The 17,223-nt window shown below is 48.3% G+C and carries 19 protein-coding genes and 3 tRNA genes; 1 reads left to right on the forward strand and 21 read right to left on the reverse strand.

Annotated elements, in window-relative coordinates; all coding sequences use genetic code 11:
- Positions 1 to 150: 150 nt before the first annotated feature.
- From C7R93_RS03115 to C7R93_RS03145, 7 genes are all read right to left on the reverse strand, one after another.
- Positions 151 to 777, reverse strand: coding sequence for a fumarylacetoacetate hydrolase family protein (locus C7R93_RS03115; RefSeq protein WP_106837421.1), 627 nt, complete (start codon positions 775 to 777; stop codon positions 151 to 153).
- 57 nt (positions 778 to 834) lie between these two features.
- Positions 835 to 1,380 (reverse strand): hypothetical protein, encoded by a 546-nt coding sequence (locus tag C7R93_RS03120; protein ID WP_106837422.1) that lies wholly within the window; start codon positions 1,378 to 1,380, stop codon positions 835 to 837.
- 132 nt (positions 1,381 to 1,512) lie between these two features.
- Positions 1,513 to 2,142, reverse strand: a complete 630-nt coding sequence (locus C7R93_RS03125) for a VanW family protein (protein WP_106837423.1) — start codon at positions 2,140 to 2,142, stop codon at positions 1,513 to 1,515.
- A gap of 156 nt (positions 2,143 to 2,298) precedes the next feature.
- Positions 2,299 to 3,345 carry an NAD(P)/FAD-dependent oxidoreductase gene (locus tag C7R93_RS03130; protein ID WP_106837424.1) on the reverse strand — a complete coding sequence of 349 codons (1,047 nt, stop codon included), beginning with the start codon at positions 3,343 to 3,345 and terminating at the stop codon, positions 2,299 to 2,301.
- 228 nt (positions 3,346 to 3,573) lie between these two features.
- Positions 3,574 to 3,660 (reverse strand) — tRNA-Leu (locus tag C7R93_RS03135).
- A 7-nt stretch (positions 3,661 to 3,667) separates the two neighbouring features.
- A tRNA-Thr gene (locus tag C7R93_RS03140) sits at positions 3,668 to 3,743 on the reverse strand.
- Between the two features lie 43 nt (positions 3,744 to 3,786).
- Positions 3,787 to 3,863, reverse strand: a tRNA-Asp gene (locus C7R93_RS03145).
- Positions 3,864 to 4,040: 177 nt separating this feature from the next.
- Between C7R93_RS03145 and C7R93_RS03150 the strand changes: the two genes are divergently transcribed.
- On the forward strand, positions 4,041 to 4,949 hold the full coding sequence (locus C7R93_RS03150) for a C40 family peptidase (protein WP_106837425.1): 909 nt from the start codon (positions 4,041 to 4,043) through the stop codon (positions 4,947 to 4,949).
- A 78-nt stretch (positions 4,950 to 5,027) separates the two neighbouring features.
- Here C7R93_RS03150 and C7R93_RS03155 read toward each other — a convergent pair whose 3' ends face one another.
- The 14 genes from C7R93_RS03155 to C7R93_RS03220 form a co-directional block, all read right to left on the reverse strand.
- Positions 5,028 to 5,267 (reverse strand): hypothetical protein, encoded by a 240-nt coding sequence (locus C7R93_RS03155; protein WP_106837426.1) that lies wholly within the window; start codon positions 5,265 to 5,267, stop codon positions 5,028 to 5,030.
- A gap of 120 nt (positions 5,268 to 5,387) precedes the next feature.
- Positions 5,388 to 7,175, reverse strand: a complete 1,788-nt coding sequence (locus tag C7R93_RS03160) for a M3 family oligoendopeptidase (RefSeq protein ID WP_106837427.1) — start codon at positions 7,173 to 7,175, stop codon at positions 5,388 to 5,390.
- A gap of 143 nt (positions 7,176 to 7,318) precedes the next feature.
- A complete protein-coding gene (locus tag C7R93_RS03165) occupies positions 7,319 to 8,536 on the reverse strand; it encodes a M20 family metallopeptidase (protein WP_106837428.1) in 1,218 nt (405 codons plus the stop codon).
- A 37-nt stretch (positions 8,537 to 8,573) separates the two neighbouring features.
- Complete coding sequence (locus C7R93_RS03170; protein WP_106837429.1) at positions 8,574 to 9,536, reverse strand: P1 family peptidase; 963 nt, start codon at positions 9,534 to 9,536, stop codon at positions 8,574 to 8,576.
- Positions 9,536 to 10,093, reverse strand: coding sequence for an ECF transporter S component (locus C7R93_RS03175; protein ID WP_017248213.1), 558 nt, complete (start codon positions 10,091 to 10,093; stop codon positions 9,536 to 9,538). The genes C7R93_RS03170 and C7R93_RS03175 overlap by 1 nt, the downstream gene beginning before the upstream one ends.
- A 66-nt stretch (positions 10,094 to 10,159) precedes the next feature.
- Positions 10,160 to 10,996, reverse strand: coding sequence for an energy-coupling factor transporter transmembrane component T family protein (locus C7R93_RS03180; RefSeq protein ID WP_106837430.1), 837 nt, complete (start codon positions 10,994 to 10,996; stop codon positions 10,160 to 10,162).
- A 13-nt stretch (positions 10,997 to 11,009) separates the two neighbouring features.
- Complete coding sequence (locus C7R93_RS03185) at positions 11,010 to 11,870, reverse strand: energy-coupling factor transporter ATPase (protein ID WP_106837431.1); 861 nt, start codon at positions 11,868 to 11,870, stop codon at positions 11,010 to 11,012.
- The gene (locus tag C7R93_RS03190; RefSeq protein ID WP_106837432.1) at positions 11,867 to 12,736 is read right to left on the reverse strand and encodes an energy-coupling factor transporter ATPase; all 870 of its coding nucleotides are present in this window, start codon (positions 12,734 to 12,736) and stop codon (positions 11,867 to 11,869) included. The genes C7R93_RS03185 and C7R93_RS03190 overlap by 4 nt, the downstream gene beginning before the upstream one ends.
- A gap of 163 nt (positions 12,737 to 12,899) precedes the next feature.
- The gene (locus C7R93_RS03195) at positions 12,900 to 14,198 is read right to left on the reverse strand and encodes a sigma-54 interaction domain-containing protein (protein WP_106837433.1); all 1,299 of its coding nucleotides are present in this window, start codon (positions 14,196 to 14,198) and stop codon (positions 12,900 to 12,902) included.
- Positions 14,195 to 14,437, reverse strand: coding sequence for a hypothetical protein (locus tag C7R93_RS03200; RefSeq protein ID WP_106837434.1), 243 nt, complete (start codon positions 14,435 to 14,437; stop codon positions 14,195 to 14,197). Before C7R93_RS03200 ends, C7R93_RS03195 begins: the two co-directional genes overlap by 4 nt.
- Positions 14,438 to 14,462: 25 nt before the next feature.
- Positions 14,463 to 14,798 (reverse strand): DUF4406 domain-containing protein, encoded by a 336-nt coding sequence (locus C7R93_RS03205; protein ID WP_106837435.1) that lies wholly within the window; start codon positions 14,796 to 14,798, stop codon positions 14,463 to 14,465.
- Positions 14,799 to 14,918: 120 nt separating this feature from the next.
- Positions 14,919 to 15,590, reverse strand: a complete 672-nt coding sequence (locus tag C7R93_RS03210; protein ID WP_106837436.1) for a GNAT family N-acetyltransferase — start codon at positions 15,588 to 15,590, stop codon at positions 14,919 to 14,921.
- A gap of 41 nt (positions 15,591 to 15,631) precedes the next feature.
- Positions 15,632 to 16,303 (reverse strand): GNAT family N-acetyltransferase, encoded by a 672-nt coding sequence (locus C7R93_RS03215; RefSeq protein WP_106837437.1) that lies wholly within the window; start codon positions 16,301 to 16,303, stop codon positions 15,632 to 15,634.
- 36 nt (positions 16,304 to 16,339) lie between these two features.
- Positions 16,340 to 17,197 (reverse strand): carbon-nitrogen hydrolase family protein, encoded by an 858-nt coding sequence (locus tag C7R93_RS03220; protein ID WP_106837438.1) that lies wholly within the window; start codon positions 17,195 to 17,197, stop codon positions 16,340 to 16,342.
- Between the last annotated feature and the right edge of the window lie 26 nt (positions 17,198 to 17,223).

Below are 17,223 nucleotides of genomic sequence, written 5' to 3' on the forward strand. Positions count from 1 at the left end.
TACAAAACGGTTTCAAAGTTGGTTTTCTTCGCAAAAAAACGGCATTTTAACGGCTTTCTGTACAATTGTTTCTCTTTGAACGCAGGCCCTTGCCCCAAACAAAAACCATCTTCTGCATGTTTCTGTCAGAAGATGGTTTTCGCTTTTTACCTATTTCATTTTGACGGTAAACTGCCCCCAAGACTCTTCTCCCCACTTGAGAGTCAGAACATCTCCATCCGAAACTGGTCCTACCCCCGCTGGTGTACCCGTGTAAATGATATCCCCTTTATCTAATCCAAAATGTTCGGAAATATAAGCCATAATTGTCTCTAAATCAAAAATGACATCACGCAAATTGCCGCGCTGTACTTGCTCTTCATTTTTCAGCAAGGAGAAATCGGTTTGGTACAGCTTCTCCATATCTGGGAAAGGATGAAACGGAGTTAAAATCGCTGAATTTTTAAACCCTTTTGCCAATAACCATGGATGCCCTGCTTTCTTCAGCTCACTCTGAACATCCCGCAAAGTAAAGTCAATGCCAAGTGCTATTTGGTCTATCATCTCGTCAAGCGTAGCTCCTGCCTCATAAGGTCTCGCGATGTGAATCACGAGCTCTGCCTCATAATGGAGCTCTCCTCGGGAACCAGGAAGTTCAATGGCTTCTCCGGTTGTTTTGGCCAGCGCATGCGTTGGTTTATCAAAAATCATTGGCTTGGTTGGCACATCATTCCCTAACTCCGCAGCATGCAATCGATAGTTGCGCCCGACACAATAAATATTTTTGACTGACTCCATCTTGTCCTCTCCTTTGGCTGCTCTCTTTTTTTCACTATATCATGGCTGCATGACGCATTATAGCTTGTCTTCTACGTCGTCGTCCATGTAGTTCCGATAGCCAGGCCAAAGACGGGCATTCCCTCGTGCTTCTACTTCAATCACGGTATCACAAATCGACTCCAAGGCACTTTCAAGATCCATCTCTTGTTTAGAGCTCCAGGAAAATTCGTAATGGAAAATCACTTGCTGCTCTGTCGCTTCGGACAGGACAAAGGCAAACTGCTGCTGCTGTTCCACGACATGCTTTCGGGCTTCAACTGTCGCTTCTACCGAGAACAAACCATCCCATTCAGCAACCATATATGTAGAAGTGACATCAATCCACAGGGAAGGAGTTTCATTCGTTCGGCGAAAAACAACAGAGTCCTCCCGATAAAACCCGTAGCCGGAGGGCAGCGCACCCGCGAGCTTGAATCGGATTCCTACCGGCAAATCCTGTGGCTTCAATGCGTGGACGAGTCTCCCAGGCAAAAGATAGCAACCATCCTGCTGGCGATCTAACCGTTCTCCCATGACGAGAACCTCTTGATTGTGTGAACCACCTGTCACCTGAACGAACATCACGGCACCTCCCTCTAAAACAGTATGGTCAGCAATGCATGACTCAAAACCAAATAATCATCCATTTTTTTCCTGATGAAATACCGAAAAAAACAGGGTTCATCCATAGGATGCCCCCTTTATTCCTTCATGCTATGCACGTATGATCGCAATCACAACATGTTCGTCACCGTATGATTTTGCTTTGATTTTCACAGGGAAATCATACAAATTGGCAAATTTGAAATCCAGATAGCCATACGCAACTGTGGCATCTTGACCAACTGGCACGTACCCCACTGATTTGCTGTGGTTATGTCGTTCCACCATGTTCATCCCCGCTCCAGCAGTTGCATTGTAAAGCGTGCTGGAAACCTGACATATCCCGCCTCCATAGTCATCGACGAGCTGCCCGTTCTGAATAACCCCAGCCTTTTGCCAGCCATCCTCAGGCAAATTCGAGTTGCCCACTTCTTCATTAAAAGAAAAGACTTGTTGCGGTTTAATTTTTTCATTATGAATCTTGATCAACGCTTGCTTGATGTTATGTTTACGCGCATCGGTGCTGTCTTTCATCGAAGAGTAATAAAAGCCGAGAACCTCCTCTTTTTGGAGGTCCATCTTCTCCACATACTTTTCCTGCAAATTTTCCTGCAACTCTAAAGCAGGAGATAACGGATCCAATTGTATCGCCATTGCACGCTCAGGGGCGTAGCTCATACCGAGCGAGAACATAAGGGCCACGGTTGCCATACTCATCGGCCAATGCCGAACTTTCTTCATTTCTACTTCCTCTCCCACATTTGTTGATCGATTTACAGACGCGAAGTCCCGTATTTATATATCTGTCATTGTTCGTACACCTTGCCTCTAACAATGTACCGTATGGGAAAAGCGACAATCAACCCGCAAATGTTGGGCTTTTTCGTACTGGTGGTTCTACTCGTCATCCTCATCGATGACCCCAAGGGCTTTGTTCTTTTCTTTAAAGCGCTGGTTATGGGAAGAAACATACGCCATCCGGTCAGCTACCGGGTCTATGTGCAATTTGGCACTGTTAACGGCTAAAGCCGCATCTGTGAATGCCCCCGCGATCAGCGTAATCTTGCTGTCAAAGCTCGCAAAATCTCCCGCCGCAAAAATCCCAGGCAGATTCGTTGCCAGACGAGGACTGACAAACACGTTCCACTCATCCATGTCCATGCCCCACTCTTTAATCCCTGTAAAATCGGCCTTCAATCCGTGATTGACGATGATGGCGTCGACATCGATTTGCTCCGTCTCGTCCGTCTCCAGATGACGTATCGTCACTTTATCGATTGTTTCTTTGTTTGAGCTTTGCAATTGCGTGACCGCATACGGTGTGCGAATCTTCGCAGATGACTCTTTCATTCGCTTCACATTCCGCTCATGCCCACCAAATACATCACGGCGATGCACGACAGTTACGGATGCTGCGATTTGCACCAGTTCGTTTGCCCAATCGACCGCGGAGTCCCCGCCCCCTGAGATGAGGACATGCTTACCACGGAATGGCTCCAGTTCCTGCACAGTATAATGAAGATTTGTCACCTCGTAGCGCTCGGCTCCCTCGATCTCCAGCTTTGCCATTTTCAAAATACCGCGACCCAAAGCCAGTATGATCGTGCGAGTCCAATGCCGTCTCCCGGATTTTGCAACGAGTATGTACGTGCCATCTTCTTGTGGCTCCAATCCAATAATCGCCTCGCCTAGCACGATGGTCGGATCAAATGTCTTCGCTTGTTGCACCAGATTGGTAATCAGCTTTTCACATAGCTGTGGTGGTACACCGCCTACATCCCAGATCATTTTTTCTGGATAGATCAACATTCGTCCACCGAGCTCTTCTTTCGCTTCAATGAGTTTTGTCTTCATATCGCGCATTCCGCTATAAAAGGCAGCGTACATCCCCGCAGGGCCACCGCCAATAATGGTTACATCAAACAGCTCCAACTGTTCTCCCATGACTACCCCTCCACAGTCCTTCTTGTTTGTTTATGAATCATCAAAAATATTGATGAAAATGAGATTCATTATCACAATGTGATTGTAATGGAAAATGGAGGAGGATTCAACAATCAATGAGAAACTTTATCGCTTGAACTGCAATGGAATATGACAAACGGTTCAAGAAAAATAAAAAGGTTCGTAAATAGCTTCATCAGCCAATTTACGAACCTGTTGTTTGCAATATGGTGCGGTCGAGAGGACTTGAACCTCCACGGTGTTGCCACCACTAGAACCTGAATCTAGCGCGTCTGCCAATTCCGCCACGACCGCATAAAAATGGTGCCGGCAATAGGACTTGAACCCACAACCCCCTGATTACAAGTCAGGTGCTCTACCAATTGAGCTATACCGGCACATTACGAGAAACTATGTAATTCGCACATTCTAGGGAAAGAATGGCGGAGCTGACGGGACTCGAACCCGCGACCTCCGGTGTGACAGACCGGCGTGAACTCCAACTTCACCACAGCTCCATGTAGTTTTGTCTCCATCTTGCAGCGACTTCTGTAATATAGCACGATCCTATCTCGTAATGCAATAGTTTTTAAAAAATACAATAAAAGATTATTTTTTTCATAGATTTACCAACCAAAATCCGATAGAATTTTAGCTAGATATGCAGATTTTAGTAGATTGGTGGAGACGATGACATGAAAAAGACTTCGAGGCTACTCACCTTCCTCGCCCTCTTCACTCTGCTGCCTACTGCTGCCCATGCTTCCTCATCGGCGTATGTGGTATCGGCAGGTGATACGTTGAGCAAGATCGCTCGCGAGCATCAGGTAACAGTGGATCAAATCATTCAATGGAACCAATTGAATGATGATAGATTGTCAATTGGACAAACTTTGTCTATTCATGGGGCAAACAATTCTGGTTCTATTACGTCTGACATTCCTTCCGATGTAGCTGTCAATCAGAATGATAACGCTACCACTGAGCCTAAAGAACTAACCGCTGGTGAAAAAGCCCGCGTCACTGGCGACGTGCTGAATGTGCGTAAAAAGCCAACGACTGATGCAAAAGTGTTAGGCAAGCTGAGATTCGGTTCGATTGTAGAAGTCGTAGAAACAGGCAGTGAATGGACGAAAATCGAATTTGAAGATGATGAAGCATACGTTGCTACAGAGTTCCTAAGTCCAAATCTTACATCTGCGGTTTCGCTACCTGCCGAGGTAAATGCAGAAGATCTGGGCCGAATGACGGAAATTTTTGAGCCTTTGCTCCAGACACCATACGTCTTAGGCGGAACTACACCGAATGGCTTTGATTGTAGTGGCTTTACTTCATACGTTTTTGAACAGCTTGGGGTTACACTTCCGCGCACTTCTGAAGAACAATTCCGTGGCGGTCAAGAAGTGTCACTAGATCAAGCTCAGCCAGGTGACCTCTTGTTCTACGATTCGCTTGGAAAAGGACGCGTGTCTCACGTAGCAATCTATTTGGGTAATGGGGCAATCGTGCATGCAAATGGCGAAGATGTTCGCTATGGTAAAGTCGAATACATGCATAAGCTCTACCCGTTTTATGGCGTTAAACGTTACGCTAATTTCCAGTAAGCTTTCCTGCACATAAAGCAAACAAACAGCCCTATCTGCCTTTTGCAGCAGTTCGAGGGCTGTTTGTCGTTCTTTCACTTAGTGCATTTCGGTATTATGGGCCTGCTGTTGCTGTTGTTGCCCTCCGATTTCGATTTTACCCAACGCTTGTTTCATTTTGTCGAGCTGAAGCTGGTAATCACGTACGACTACGGTAAGAACACTGACAGACTCCTTGAAATCAGGCTCGCTGCTTACTCTGTCGATGGCTCTATGTAAATGCAGCATCTTGTTCTCCGTTTCCCGTAGTAGGTCGAGTAACTGCAATCCGTTTACCACGTTATCACCTCATCTATTTTTTCTTACTTTCTCCTTCCCTTCTGTTCCCTATGCGTACAAAAACGCTTTACGTCATGAATAAAAAACGTCCGCCAATGACATAGCGGACGTTCTTCCTATTTATTTCAGGCGAGCAGACGCGAGCTCAACGAATTTGTCGATATCTTTTCCAACCAAAGAGAGTGAATTCCGCCAGAAATCAACTGAGCGTACATCAACATCCATGATCGCTGCTACATCTGCAACGCTCATTTTGCCCGTTACGGACAAGAGCTTGTCGTACTGCTCAACAAATGCTTCCCCGCGCTTGAGATACTCTGCGTACAAGCCTTTCGCAAACAGAAGCCCAAAAGCATACGGGAAGTTGTAGAAATTGTAGTCCGCGCTATAATAGTGCGGTTTGCATACCCACATGTACGGGTGTAGAGCTGCCGGATCCAAACCATCTCCGTAAGCGTCCTTTTGCGCTTGCAGCATCAGTTCGTTCAGAGTGGAAACAGACAAGCCACCTTCTGTTCTGCGCTCAAATACTGCAGTCTCGAACAAGTAACGGCTATAAATATCGACGATCACTTGACTCGCTCCGCTAATATCGTTTTCCAAAATCGCAAATGCTTCTTCGGAAGTCGCTTGTTCAAGCGCTGCATTGGCAATAATGGTTTCACACAAAATGGACGCGGTTTCGGCGATTGGCATCGGGTATTCGCTATTGAGGAATGCTTCATCTACGAGACATTCTCCGTGGTAGCCATGTCCCAATTCATGTGCCATTGTACTCACATCGTTGTAGCTGCCTGTGTAGTTGGACATAATTCTACTCTCCCCTACGATGTGCAGGTTGTAGCAGAATGCCCCTCCACGCTTGCCTTCACGAATCTCAGCATCTATCCACTGGTTGTCATAAGCTCGTGCTGCATAGTTGGCGAGCTTTTCGCTAAAGCTACCAAAGTGCTTCACGATGAAGTCACGGGATTCCTCATACGAGAACCGCATGTCTGCCTCACCCACTGGCGCAAACAAATCATAGAATGGCAACTGAGCGCTCTCATGGCCGAGCAGCTTCGCCTTTGTACGGAAGTATTTATGGAAGGATGGCAGGCTCTCACGCATCGCCTGAAGCATTGCTTCGAGTGTCTCGCGGTCCATGCGGGAGTCTTGTAACGTCTTATCCAGCGGCGATTCATATCCTCTGAGCTTCGCTACGGTAATAACCTCGCCCTTAATACCATTCAAGCTGGCAGCAGCAGCTTCATCGATTTTTTTGTAAGCGGCAAGCTCCGCCTCGTATGCCGTTTTGCGAAGCTGCGGGTCTTTTTCGTTCGCCATGTTCCGCACCACTGGCAATGGAAGCTGTTTGTGCTCCCCATCGATTGTAATGTCTACGAGCAATGTGGAAGTCAGCATTTCATGGAGCTTTGTCCATGCATTTGACCCTGTATTTTTCATCTTTGCCAGGATGATTTCTTCTTTTTCGCTGAGCATGTATTTGCTCTTATCTGACATTTCTGTCAACATAAAACGATGTGTCTCTAACAGCTCCGACTGGCTAATCAACTCGTCCAAGTTGCTCAACGTTCCTAGCCACTTCTGGAACTGTACGCCTGGTTCAACCAACTCAACTGCCTGATTCTGTACTTTTTCAATCGAGAGGAGTGCTGCTTCATTTTTGGCATCGACGCTGGCAGTCAGCTCTCCGTAGGCGTACAAACGGAACTGCGTTTGCAGAACGGAGGTCATCATCGTTATGTATGTCTCCATCTTCGCTACTGCATCTTCTGAAGATTGCAAGTTTTGCACTGCCCAGCCTTTGATCTCTTCCATTTCTCGTACTAACTTCTCCCAATCTTGTTTCCATTCCGGCGCATCAAACGAGGAATACAAGACGTTCAAATTCCAGCGCATATTCATGGGCACGTGCCTCCTTTTCGCTTATGTAACAAACCTATTGTAAAAAAATTTAGATGGATTCTGCAAGTTTTTACTAAGAAAACTTCTTTAGTGAGAATAAAAAGACTCTGCCGCTAGCGTAAGCAGAGTTCTTTTGCAGGTGATCAAGCTCGCACCGGCTGCGTCAAAAACGTCAATGCAGACAAGGCAAAAAGCTGGGTGGATTCTACCAATTGGTCAATAGATACGTACTCATCTGCATGGTGAGGGATGTGGCGATCGCCTGCGCCTGTCGTCAAAATCGGAATGCCGGCCTTGTGCAGGAAGGTTCCATCTGTTGCTCCTGGGACGCCATTAAATACGGGTTCTTTTTTCGTGATTTCCCGATAGGCGCTTGCGACGGCAGTCACGACTTCTTCCTTCATACCAGTCAAAGTCCAAGGACGCTCTTCAATTACTTCTAGGGTGGCTTTGAACTTGTCATCGTCTTTGCTTAATTCATCTAATATGTCCATGATTTCCTTGAATAGTTCTTGATGGTCTTGCCCGGGTACCGTGCGAATATCAAGCGTGGTCATGCATTGATCAGGGACGACGTTGATTTGGGCGTCTCCTTTGACCGGAGCCTGCAAAATCGTCGGAGTGATACTCGGCCACCCCAACATCGGATGGTCTCCCAGACGAGCCATTTCCTTGCGCTCCAGCTCCTCTAATGCCACAATGGCGCGTGCCATCCTTGTGTTCGGATTGATTCCCGTCAGTGGCATGGCTCCATGCGCCATCTTGCCAAACGTACGAAGAATTGCTCGCATGGCTCCTTTTTGTGTAATGCAGAGCTGGTTTTCTTCCGGTTCGCAGATAATCGCCGCATCGACGTTGTTGGCCCAGCCGCGACGGATGAAATCTTTGATCCCGATCATCATGCTCTCCTCATCGCAAGGGATGCATAGGAGGATTTTGCCTGTAAAAGACTGTTTCGATCGCTGGATGGCTTTGACGGCACATATCGCCGCAGCCAGATTTCCTTTTGTGTCACAGGAGCCACGTCCGTAGATACGTCCACCAGATAATGTCCCGCCAAAAGGGTCGTAGCTCCAAGCATCCCGATCCCCTTCTGTTACGACATCTGTATGGGCTTCGAACAGAAGTGTTTTGCCAGGCCTGCCCGAATCGTAAAAAGCGATGACATTCGGTCTGCCTGGAACAACCTCCTCATAGAAGACCTGCAAACCCATGTTGCGAAGATAATCGGCGACAAATAGCGCGACTCGCTCTTCATTCGCTCCTGCCTGATCGGGGCGAAACACACTCGGAATTCTAACTAGCTCCTGCGTTAGGCGCACAACTTCCTGCTCGTCAACAAAGGATATCACCTGATTCATCCGACAATCCTCTCCTCTGCATCCAATTATGTTACACCTATTTCTGGAAATAACTACGATAAGATGGCAGTCCCCCTGCTTCCTCTGCGTGCTTAACCGCTTGTATGACGGCTTCTGCCAGCACATCCGCGGACAACGTGCCAACCAAGTCTACACTCGTCTCTATATCGCCTGTTGCCACAGCAAAAATCGTATCGCCATCGTACATCGTGTGGATCGGCCGGATCGTACGGGCGAGCCCGTCGTGAGCCATTTGCGCTACTTTATTTGCTTCCGTCTTGGACAAGCGGGCATTGCTCGCGACTATAGCAATCGTCGTATTCGTACCAGGAGGAATCGGGGCAAAAGCTTGCTGGCGCATTATATCCACGCTATCCCGAATGGTTCCCTGCTCATCTCTTGGCCCGGCGAGGATCGTCCCTGACTGCGGATCTACGACATGACCTACCGCATTTACCGCGACGATAGCGCCTATGACGAGTCCATTGGGCAAAGTCATAGAAGCTGTGCCCAAACCACTCTTCATCGCATTCCCAAATCCATTCAGCTTGCCTACTGACGCACCTGTACCAGCACCGACATTTCCTTGCGCGACCGTCTCACGACTCGCTGCCTGCGCTGCCTCATAGCCCATTTGACGATCCGGACGAACCCGATAGTCGCCGACTGCCAGATCGAACAAGACTGCCGCAGGAACAATAGGAACGACACCATAGCCAACATCCAGTCCGATGCCTTGTTCCTCTAAATACTGCATGACTCCTGTAGCTGCATCCAACCCGTATGCACTGCCGCCTGAAAGGCAAATCGCATGGACGACACTCACCAAATTGACAGGGTCCAAGAGGTCCGTCTCGCGGGTGCCCGGGGCAGAACCCCGGACATCCACGCCGCAAACAGACGGCTTTTCCAGCACAATCACACTGCATCCTGTCAATGTTTCTTCGTTTTGTGCATGCCCGACAAGAACGCCGGGTACGTCAACAATCGTTCCGGTCATTATAAGTCTCCTGAAATTTTTGATTTTTGTCTGCCCGCTGAGCCCAATTTCTTCCAAGCTGCAACGACAGCCAATGTAACAATGACGGAAACAATTGCTTCTGGCAAGCCGTTCGTGATCGCGACTGTTGTCGCTACACCGAGTGTCATGTATCCTCGAATGACGGCCATGCCCAGTACCAAGATCGTGTTTGTCATCGCCCCAATAAAGCCAGCGGCGCCAATCGCCAAGTACTGATTGACGTTTTTCAATCCGACATAGGTCAAGTAAGCAGTCACTCCGATGAACAAACGTGGCAAGATAGCTACAAGAGGGTCTTTAAAAAGCGGAACGGTGGCATTTAAGAAAGAAGAGACACCAAATATAAGGCCAATGATCATACCAACGCCCCAGCCCTCCATAATGCCCCCGATGACAGCCGGGATGTGCATAATGGTGGCATTGCCCGCTGCTGTCGGGACCGGAATGTAGCCGAGACGTGTCACCCCGAGCAAAATCGCTATCGCGCCCAGGACGCCTGCAATGACAATCTTACGAACGGTCAAGCCTTTTTCCATGCATACTCCTCCTTTTACGAGTTTTATGTGGAATGCCCTACTTGGGCGAGTTCCCGCTAGTCTTCCTTACCATGGTATGGCTAGCATGACGGCTGAAATGACAATACATGCGATCAGCGCGGCGTAATCTTTTCCTACTGCCTTGTATTCGGTGTATCTGGTCCGGGCAGCTCCTGGTGTGTAGCATCTGGCTTCCATTGCCAAAATCAAATCCTCTGCTCTGGAGAGCGCGACATTAAATAATGGGATGATGATGGGAAACATGTCTTTTGTTCGCTGGATGATCCGCCACCATTCTCCTGTACCGAAATCCGCACCACGGGATGCCTGTGCTTTCATCATTTTTTCCATCTCCATCGCGAAGGTAGGCACAAAGCGCACAGCAATCGTGATGATCAAGGCAAACGCATGAACCGGAAACTTTACTTTTTCCAAAGGCCCCAGCAACCGCTCCATTCCGTGCGTCAGTTCCGTCGTAGAAGTGCTGAGCGTGAGGACACTCGATAAAAAGATCACTTCCACAAAACGCATGGCAGACACAATGACCAGGCGTACACTCTCACTCGTGATCGTGATGAAGCCGTATTTCAAATAAACGGTTCCACCATTGACAACCTCGCCGTAAAAAAGCAGCTGCATGATCGCCAAAATGATGATAAAGGGGATAGCGGGCTTAATCCCGGAAATGCCGTAATGCAGGGGGATTTTCGAGATTTGAAACATCCAGATACAAATGGCTAAAGCAAACAGGTTACCCACGTATGTATCGCAGATGGCAATCGCTAAAATGAGGATGACAAAAGCACCAAGCTTGAAACGAGGATCGAGACGATGAACGACCGAAGCAGTGGGCAAATATTGACCAATGGTAATATTACGCGTCAATTCAAATTCTGCTGACATGTGGACCCCCTCCTTAGCGGTTCATCAGTTTCAAGATTTCCATCGCCGTCTCTTCGGGTAAAAAAGCACTAGGATCGATGCTGTAGCCCTGCTCACGGAGTCTGTATAAAATATCAACTGATTCCGGTGTGCCGATGTGATGCTGCCGCAGCAATTCTTGATTGCCAAAAATTTGTCGTGGCGTCCCTTCGCAGACCGATTGGCCGTTTGCCATGACGTAGACACGATCAGCAAGCTTGGCGACCTCTTCCATATTGTGTGAGACAAAAATGACCGTTAGCTTTTCTTCACGATTGAGACGGCGGATGCGATCCAATAGCTCAAGACGAGAGCGCGGGTCAAGCCCTGCTGTTGGCTCGTCAAGAACAAGAACCTTGGGTTGCAAGGAAAGAACGCCAGCCAATGCCACCTTGCGCTTCTGCCCGCCACTCAAGGCAAAGGTCGGACGGTCTTTCATCTCCTCAAACGAGAGGCCGACCAAGTCCATCGCCCATTGAACACGTCGCCTCACTTCCTCTAGCGGCAGCCCCATCCGAAATGGCCCGTAGGCTACATCATCACCGACCAGTTTTTCAAACAGTTGATCCTCCGGGTTTTGAAAGACCAATCCTACTTGTCTGCGCAACGTACGAATATCGATCTTGGGTGAAGATACGTCCATACCATTGATGATGACCTTACCGGACTGCGGGCGAATTAGGCCGTTAAAATGCTGGATTAACGTCGACTTTCCCGATCCTGTATGACCGATAATCGCCAAGCATTCGCCCTCCGCCACCTGAATGCTCACCTGGTCGAGAGCCCGATGTTCGAGGGGCGTTCCCTGCATGTAGACATGGGAAAGGTTTTCCACATGTACGATCGGTTGCGTCATGAACCACTCGCCTCCGCTTGTCTGATGTATACACGATTAACCTCCGCGACAACTTCCCCAATATGAATGAGATCACGTGAAAATTCGCTATGTCCGGAGTGAACGAGATGAGCAATTCGGCTCGCGTCTGGAACATCCAGATGAAGCTCGCGAAGTCTTTCCTGATGGGAAAATACTTGACGCGGAGTACCCTCCAATACGATCTTACCGCCCTCCATCACGATGACGCGATCTGCCTCGACTACCTCTGACATGTGATGAGTAACTGTGACGATCGTCATTCCTTCGCGATGCAGCTTGCGAACGACTGCCAGTATATCCCGTCTACCGTAGCTGTCCAGCATACTCGTCGCTTCGTCCATGACAAGGCATTGTGGCTTCATTGCCAGTATCCCGGCAATGGCGATCCGTTGCTTTTGTCCGCCAGACAAATGATGAGGAGGTCGATGGCGAAACGCACTCATCCCTACTGCCTCCAGGGCAAAATCAACTCGTGTTTTCATCTCTTCTGCTGATGTTCCAATGTTCTCCAGTCCGAAGGCCACATCGTCCTCTACAATCGTCGCGACAATCTGATTGTCAGGATGCTGAAAAACCATCCCGACACGACTCCTCACTTCATGGATTCGCTGTTTTTCACGCGTGTTGATTCCGTTAACGATGACATCGCCTTCGCTTGGGGTCAAAATTCCATTGAGATGCTTAGACAGCGTTGACTTACCGGACCCATTATGACCGATGATGGCGACATACTCTCCTGGAAACACTTCAAGGGAGACATTTTGCAGGACAGGAATTTGTTGATCTTGGTTCACCTGATAGGCAAACGAGACATTTTCTACACGAATAATCGGTTGTGCTGTCATGCTCTCTCCTCGCCTCTTCGTAAAAGTCGTATGTGTGGTGTCATCCATTAAATAAGCAACTACCATGCCAAATGAATATGTTTTTAATTTTCTGTAAATTAAACAATTAACGGAGTCATTCTGTTGCAAACATGCATCACAGATGTTGCAATTGCATCAATTTCTACAACCTTTCGTAGCGCTTCATTTTTCTCCACAGCGTGGACCGATCCATTCCCAAAATTTTCGCCGCCTCTCCCTTGTTTCCCTTCGTTTCCGCCAAAACCTTTCGGATGACTTCTGCTTCTCTCTCTTCTTGGTCTCTGTCAGATTGTCGCTGATACAGCTTCTTGGCAAAAAAAGCTGTGTCCTCCTTACTGAGAGCTTCATTCTTACAAAGCAAGACCATTCTTTCCACCACGTTGCGCAGCTCTCGTACGTTACCTGGCCAGTCGTATTGTTTGAGAACGTGGAAAACAGCTTCCTCCACTTTCAGATGCCTTTTATTTTCCCGTTCCTTGATTTCTCCAATGATTGATGCCACCAATTGCGGAATATCTTCAATCCGCTCTCGCAAAGCAGGCAACTCTAGCGTCAACACATTCAAGCGGAAATACAGGTCTGAGCGAAACTGCTTTTCCTCTACCAGTCGTTCCAAATCCCGATTCGTTGCCGCGATGATTCTCACATCGACAGGGACAATGCGCTCCCCGCTGATTCTGCGCACTTTTTTCTCCTGCAAAATACGCAAGAGCAACGCTTGGATCGGGATCGACATCTCTCCGATTTCATCGAGAAACAGAGTGCCTCCATGGGCCAATTCAAACAGCCCGGGCTTTCCACCTTTTCGCGCGCCGGTAAAAGCGCCCTCCTCGTAGCCAAACAACTCGCTCTCCAGTAAATTGCCGGGGAGAGCCGCACAGTTAACCGGGATGAACGGCCCGGTTGCACGCTGGCTACTCAAATGAATTCCTTGGGCAAACAATTCCTTGCCGGTTCCAGTCTCCCCCTGTATGAGAACTGTCGCATCTGTCCGTGCAAATGTTTCCGCCCATTCCTTCGCTTCTCGGATCGCAGGAGATTCTCCAACGATATCCTCCAGACGGAACTTGGCTTCCAAGCCGCTCTCCATGCTCTGCTTACGAATGCGCATCTCCATTTTTTGAATGTCGGTGATCTCTTTAAAGGTGGAAACCGCTCCAACGATTTCCCCATCTACGACAATCGGCAAACGGTTGATGATAATTTGTCGATTCAGGATCGTTGCGATGTCCCCTATCTCTTTTTTTCCCGTTGCCAAAATTCTCAGCATATCTGAATTGGGAATATAACGGGTAATTTTTTGTCCAACGATATTGCCTGGCAGACCGAGTATTTCCATCGCGTTTTTATTAACCCCGATAATAATGGAATCCCGATCGACCGCGATGATCCCGTCGTGGGAAGCGTCCAGAATCGCCTGAATGTGGATGTCATGGATCATTTGCCTGGCTCTCCTTCTTCGGCATGCTCAAGCATGACTGCTACTTCCGGCGCTGGTCTTCTTGCCCGACGCTTATTTCGTTTCTTTTTCCGTAAAATGAAAATGGACAGGAGCATCAACGCGAGGATGACGAGTTCGATTGGTTGTGCCAACTTTGCAGAAGTCCAGCCACTCATTCCCAGCAAGTGAAAGATGACGGCTATGTAAAGGAAGATCGATGCTAGATTTTGAGCTTTCACCTGGTTCACCTCTGTTTTTTTCTGGTTAGCCAAAGAATGCGGCAATCACTTTCTCGTTTATCCCGCTCGTGGAGTAGTAATGAACCGACTTCCCTTTTTCTTTTGCATACGCAATTTCTTTGCTTGTGCTGCTTCCGATATAGCCCTCTACATCGATGACAAAAATCTCGTCAGACAAATCGATTTTTCGTAAGTGAATGTCTGTGAGGAGATCTGCTTGCTTCTGCGATATCTCAAAGCCCTCGCTCTGTTCGAAAAAAGCTACACTCATCACGATGTTTCCTTGGAGCGTCAAATACGTATTCGCCTGCTCAAATTCCTTTTTGAATTTTGTAGACCCGCATAGTGTGATGATTTTCATTGTAAATCCCTCTTCATAAGGCGTTTATTTTTCGCAATAATCTGACTTGCCATCTACGAAAAACTCCCGTGGAGCCTTGATCATAACTCCACAGGAGAGTGTATTCTCGATGTCTTTCGATTAGATAGGAAGAAGCTCCACCGTTTCTTTGCTCTCCAAGTCTTTCACCATGTCGAGCCATGCCTGCGGCTTCTGTGGAAGTACGGCGTAATAACGCTTCAAGAAAGTAACGATCAGATCTGCTTCGAGCTTCGTTTGCTCTTCGTTTGTCGGCATGAAGCCCAGATCGAGTCCGGATACCGCTTCCCCGTCATTTTGCCAGGATGGATGTACATAGGTAAAGTTCGTGCGTTTGTAGCCTAAATGGGAGAGCACTTCACGGCGTACAAATGGGTCCATTGGCTTGATGCCGCCAAAGCTGTGTTCTTCCACACGGTACGGGTCATAGATTTCTGCAAACATCCCGTACAGCTCCTTGCCGTTTTCAGCAGCCAGAGCGAGTAGGTCCTTTTGACGTTCTCTGGCGAGGAATCGTCCCACTCCGAGTCCTTCTCGACCAATGATCGTGAAGTCTGTCATCGCTACGTTCATGTCTGTGTAGTAACGGTATTCGGTAGCGCCCACAACTTCTCCTTCATGGACAGCGACAAATACGCGAATGCCCGGATCTTCCAGCGGTTCTCTCCACAGGTCGTACGCCAATACTTCCTCAGGTGGGAAAACCTCTTGCATCAAACGGTGCATTTTCGCAAACAGCGGGTTGTCAATATGTTGAATACGTACGAATTCCATCAGTCATATCCCCTCTCGATTGAGTGTGTCGGAAAAACGCCCTACAGATGCTGCTGAAATGGATTTTTCCATTCCATGAGTGTCGCATAGTTGCGGGATTCCTCATCTTCCAAATAATCGGCCACGACCTGAACAGGCGTGCGACCGCAGCGCATGAGAAATGTAATCACCGGGTCTTTTACTTCCCCTGTCAGAACACGCTCCAAATACTGCTCAGGTGTCCATTGGTCTGCATAACGTCCATATCCTGGCATCCGACCTCCGCCGAGCAATCTACGCAGTCCTTTTTGTACTACCAGCTCATACATCGCTTGCATCATCTGTTGACCTAATCCCAGCTTGCGGAAGCTCGGACGGATGCAAATGTCCACAATGTACAGCGTGTCCCCCTGTGAATCGTGATTGCGGATATAACCGCCATCGGTGACATCCTCCCACTCATGTTCAGGGTGGGCCGGATCAAACTTCACAAGCAGCCCTGTCATCGAACCTGCCAAAATACCATCCACTTCTACACAAATGGCGCCTTCCGGGAACAACGTAATATGGTTCGTCAACTGCTCCTGATTCCACCATAGCTCAGATGGGAACGGTGGGGGAAAGCTCTCCGCCTGTATTTGGATCAATTCGAAAAAGTCTGAGCGATTGTAGTTGCGAATAACGGCTTTGCGTGGCTTGTCCCCTTCAAATACATACAGCTCTTTTCTGTACATATTCATCCTCCTGCTGTCTAGATCACGCTGAAATGTTTACTTCCAGTCTGTATACAAATCGGTGCGGCGGTCGCGCCACGTTGTTACGGAGCCTTTTTCCCGCACGTCATATAGCAGTTGGATATCCAAGTCAGCGGTTACCATCATGTCGTGGTTAACCTCCCCTTCAGCAAGAATGCCTCGCGGAGGAAACGGAACATCGTTTGGCGTCAAGATCGCCGCTTGTCCGAAGTTCGCACGCATGAAATCAACTGTCGGCAACGAGCCTACGGTACCAGTCAGTACGACATACACCTGATTTTCAATCGTCCGGGCATGACTGGTATAACGTACGCGGTGGAATGCGTGGCGGTCATCCGTGCAGGATGGGCAGAAAATGACGTCTGCACCACGCGCTTTGGCAATACGCACCCACTCAGGGAACTCGATGTCGTAGCAAATAATCATCGCGACCTTCCCTTTGTCGGTCTCAAAGATTTGCAGCGAGTCGCCAGCCCCCATGTTCCAGCCTTTTACTTCCCATGGCGTGATATGGATTTTTTTCTGCTGGCCTACACGTCCATCTGGGTAAAACAGAAAAGCCGTATTATAGAGCTTGCCGTTTTCCTCGATGATGTGCGTTCCGCCAATCAGATACATCTCATATTTGGCAGCGAGAGAACGAAACAGCTCGACATATCGGTCAGTGAATGACGGCAATGCGGTAATCGGAAGCGCATTGCCCTGCTCGTCTCCGATTGACATGAGTTGAGTCGTAAAGAGCTCCGGGAATAGGAGAAATTCTGTATCGTACTCTTGCGCGTTTTTCACGTAGTGCTCAACTTGATTGGCGAAGTCTTCAAAGCTATGTATGGTATGCAGATGGTACTGCACAGCGGAAACACGCATTTTCATGCCATTCTTCCTTTCTCCATCGTGAA

The sequence above is a fragment of the Brevibacillus fortis genome, assembly GCF_003013395.1.
In the GTDB taxonomy this organism is placed as follows: domain Bacteria; phylum Bacillota; class Bacilli; order Brevibacillales; family Brevibacillaceae; genus Brevibacillus; species Brevibacillus fortis.

Coding starts and splice junctions, on each gene's coding strand:
- C7R93_RS03170 (WP_106837429.1), bottom strand. CDS start 9,536: ATGACCGGAACGATTGTTGACGTACCCGGCGTTCTTGTCGGGCATGCA.
- C7R93_RS03160 (WP_106837427.1), bottom strand. CDS start 7,175: ATGAATATGCGCTGGAATTTGAACGTCTTGTATTCCTCGTTTGATGCG.
- C7R93_RS03120 (WP_106837422.1), bottom strand. CDS start 1,380: ATGTTCGTTCAGGTGACAGGTGGTTCACACAATCAAGAGGTTCTCGTC.
- C7R93_RS03215 (WP_106837437.1), bottom strand. CDS start 16,303: ATGTACAGAAAAGAGCTGTATGTATTTGAAGGGGACAAGCCACGCAAA.
- C7R93_RS03165 (WP_106837428.1), bottom strand. CDS start 8,536: ATGAATCAGGTGATATCCTTTGTTGACGAGCAGGAAGTTGTGCGCCTA.
- C7R93_RS03190 (WP_106837432.1), bottom strand. CDS start 12,736: ATGACAGCACAACCGATTATTCGTGTAGAAAATGTCTCGTTTGCCTAT.
- C7R93_RS03175 (WP_017248213.1), bottom strand. CDS start 10,093: ATGGAAAAAGGCTTGACCGTTCGTAAGATTGTCATTGCAGGCGTCCTG.
- C7R93_RS03210 (WP_106837436.1), bottom strand. CDS start 15,590: ATGGAATTCGTACGTATTCAACATATTGACAACCCGCTGTTTGCGAAA.
- C7R93_RS03125 (WP_106837423.1), bottom strand. CDS start 2,142: ATGAAGAAAGTTCGGCATTGGCCGATGAGTATGGCAACCGTGGCCCTT.
- C7R93_RS03130 (WP_106837424.1), bottom strand. CDS start 3,345: ATGGGAGAACAGTTGGAGCTGTTTGATGTAACCATTATTGGCGGTGGC.
- C7R93_RS03205 (WP_106837435.1), bottom strand. CDS start 14,798: ATGAAAATCATCACACTATGCGGGTCTACAAAATTCAAAAAGGAATTT.
- C7R93_RS03195 (WP_106837433.1), bottom strand. CDS start 14,198: ATGATCCATGACATCCACATTCAGGCGATTCTGGACGCTTCCCACGAC.
- C7R93_RS03180 (WP_106837430.1), bottom strand. CDS start 10,996: ATGTCAGCAGAATTTGAATTGACGCGTAATATTACCATTGGTCAATAT.
- C7R93_RS03185 (WP_106837431.1), bottom strand. CDS start 11,870: ATGACGCAACCGATCGTACATGTGGAAAACCTTTCCCATGTCTACATG.
- C7R93_RS03150 (WP_106837425.1), top strand. CDS start 4,041: ATGAAAAAGACTTCGAGGCTACTCACCTTCCTCGCCCTCTTCACTCTG.
- C7R93_RS03115 (WP_106837421.1), bottom strand. CDS start 777: ATGGAGTCAGTCAAAAATATTTATTGTGTCGGGCGCAACTATCGATTG.
- C7R93_RS03220 (WP_106837438.1), bottom strand. CDS start 17,197: ATGAAAATGCGTGTTTCCGCTGTGCAGTACCATCTGCATACCATACAT.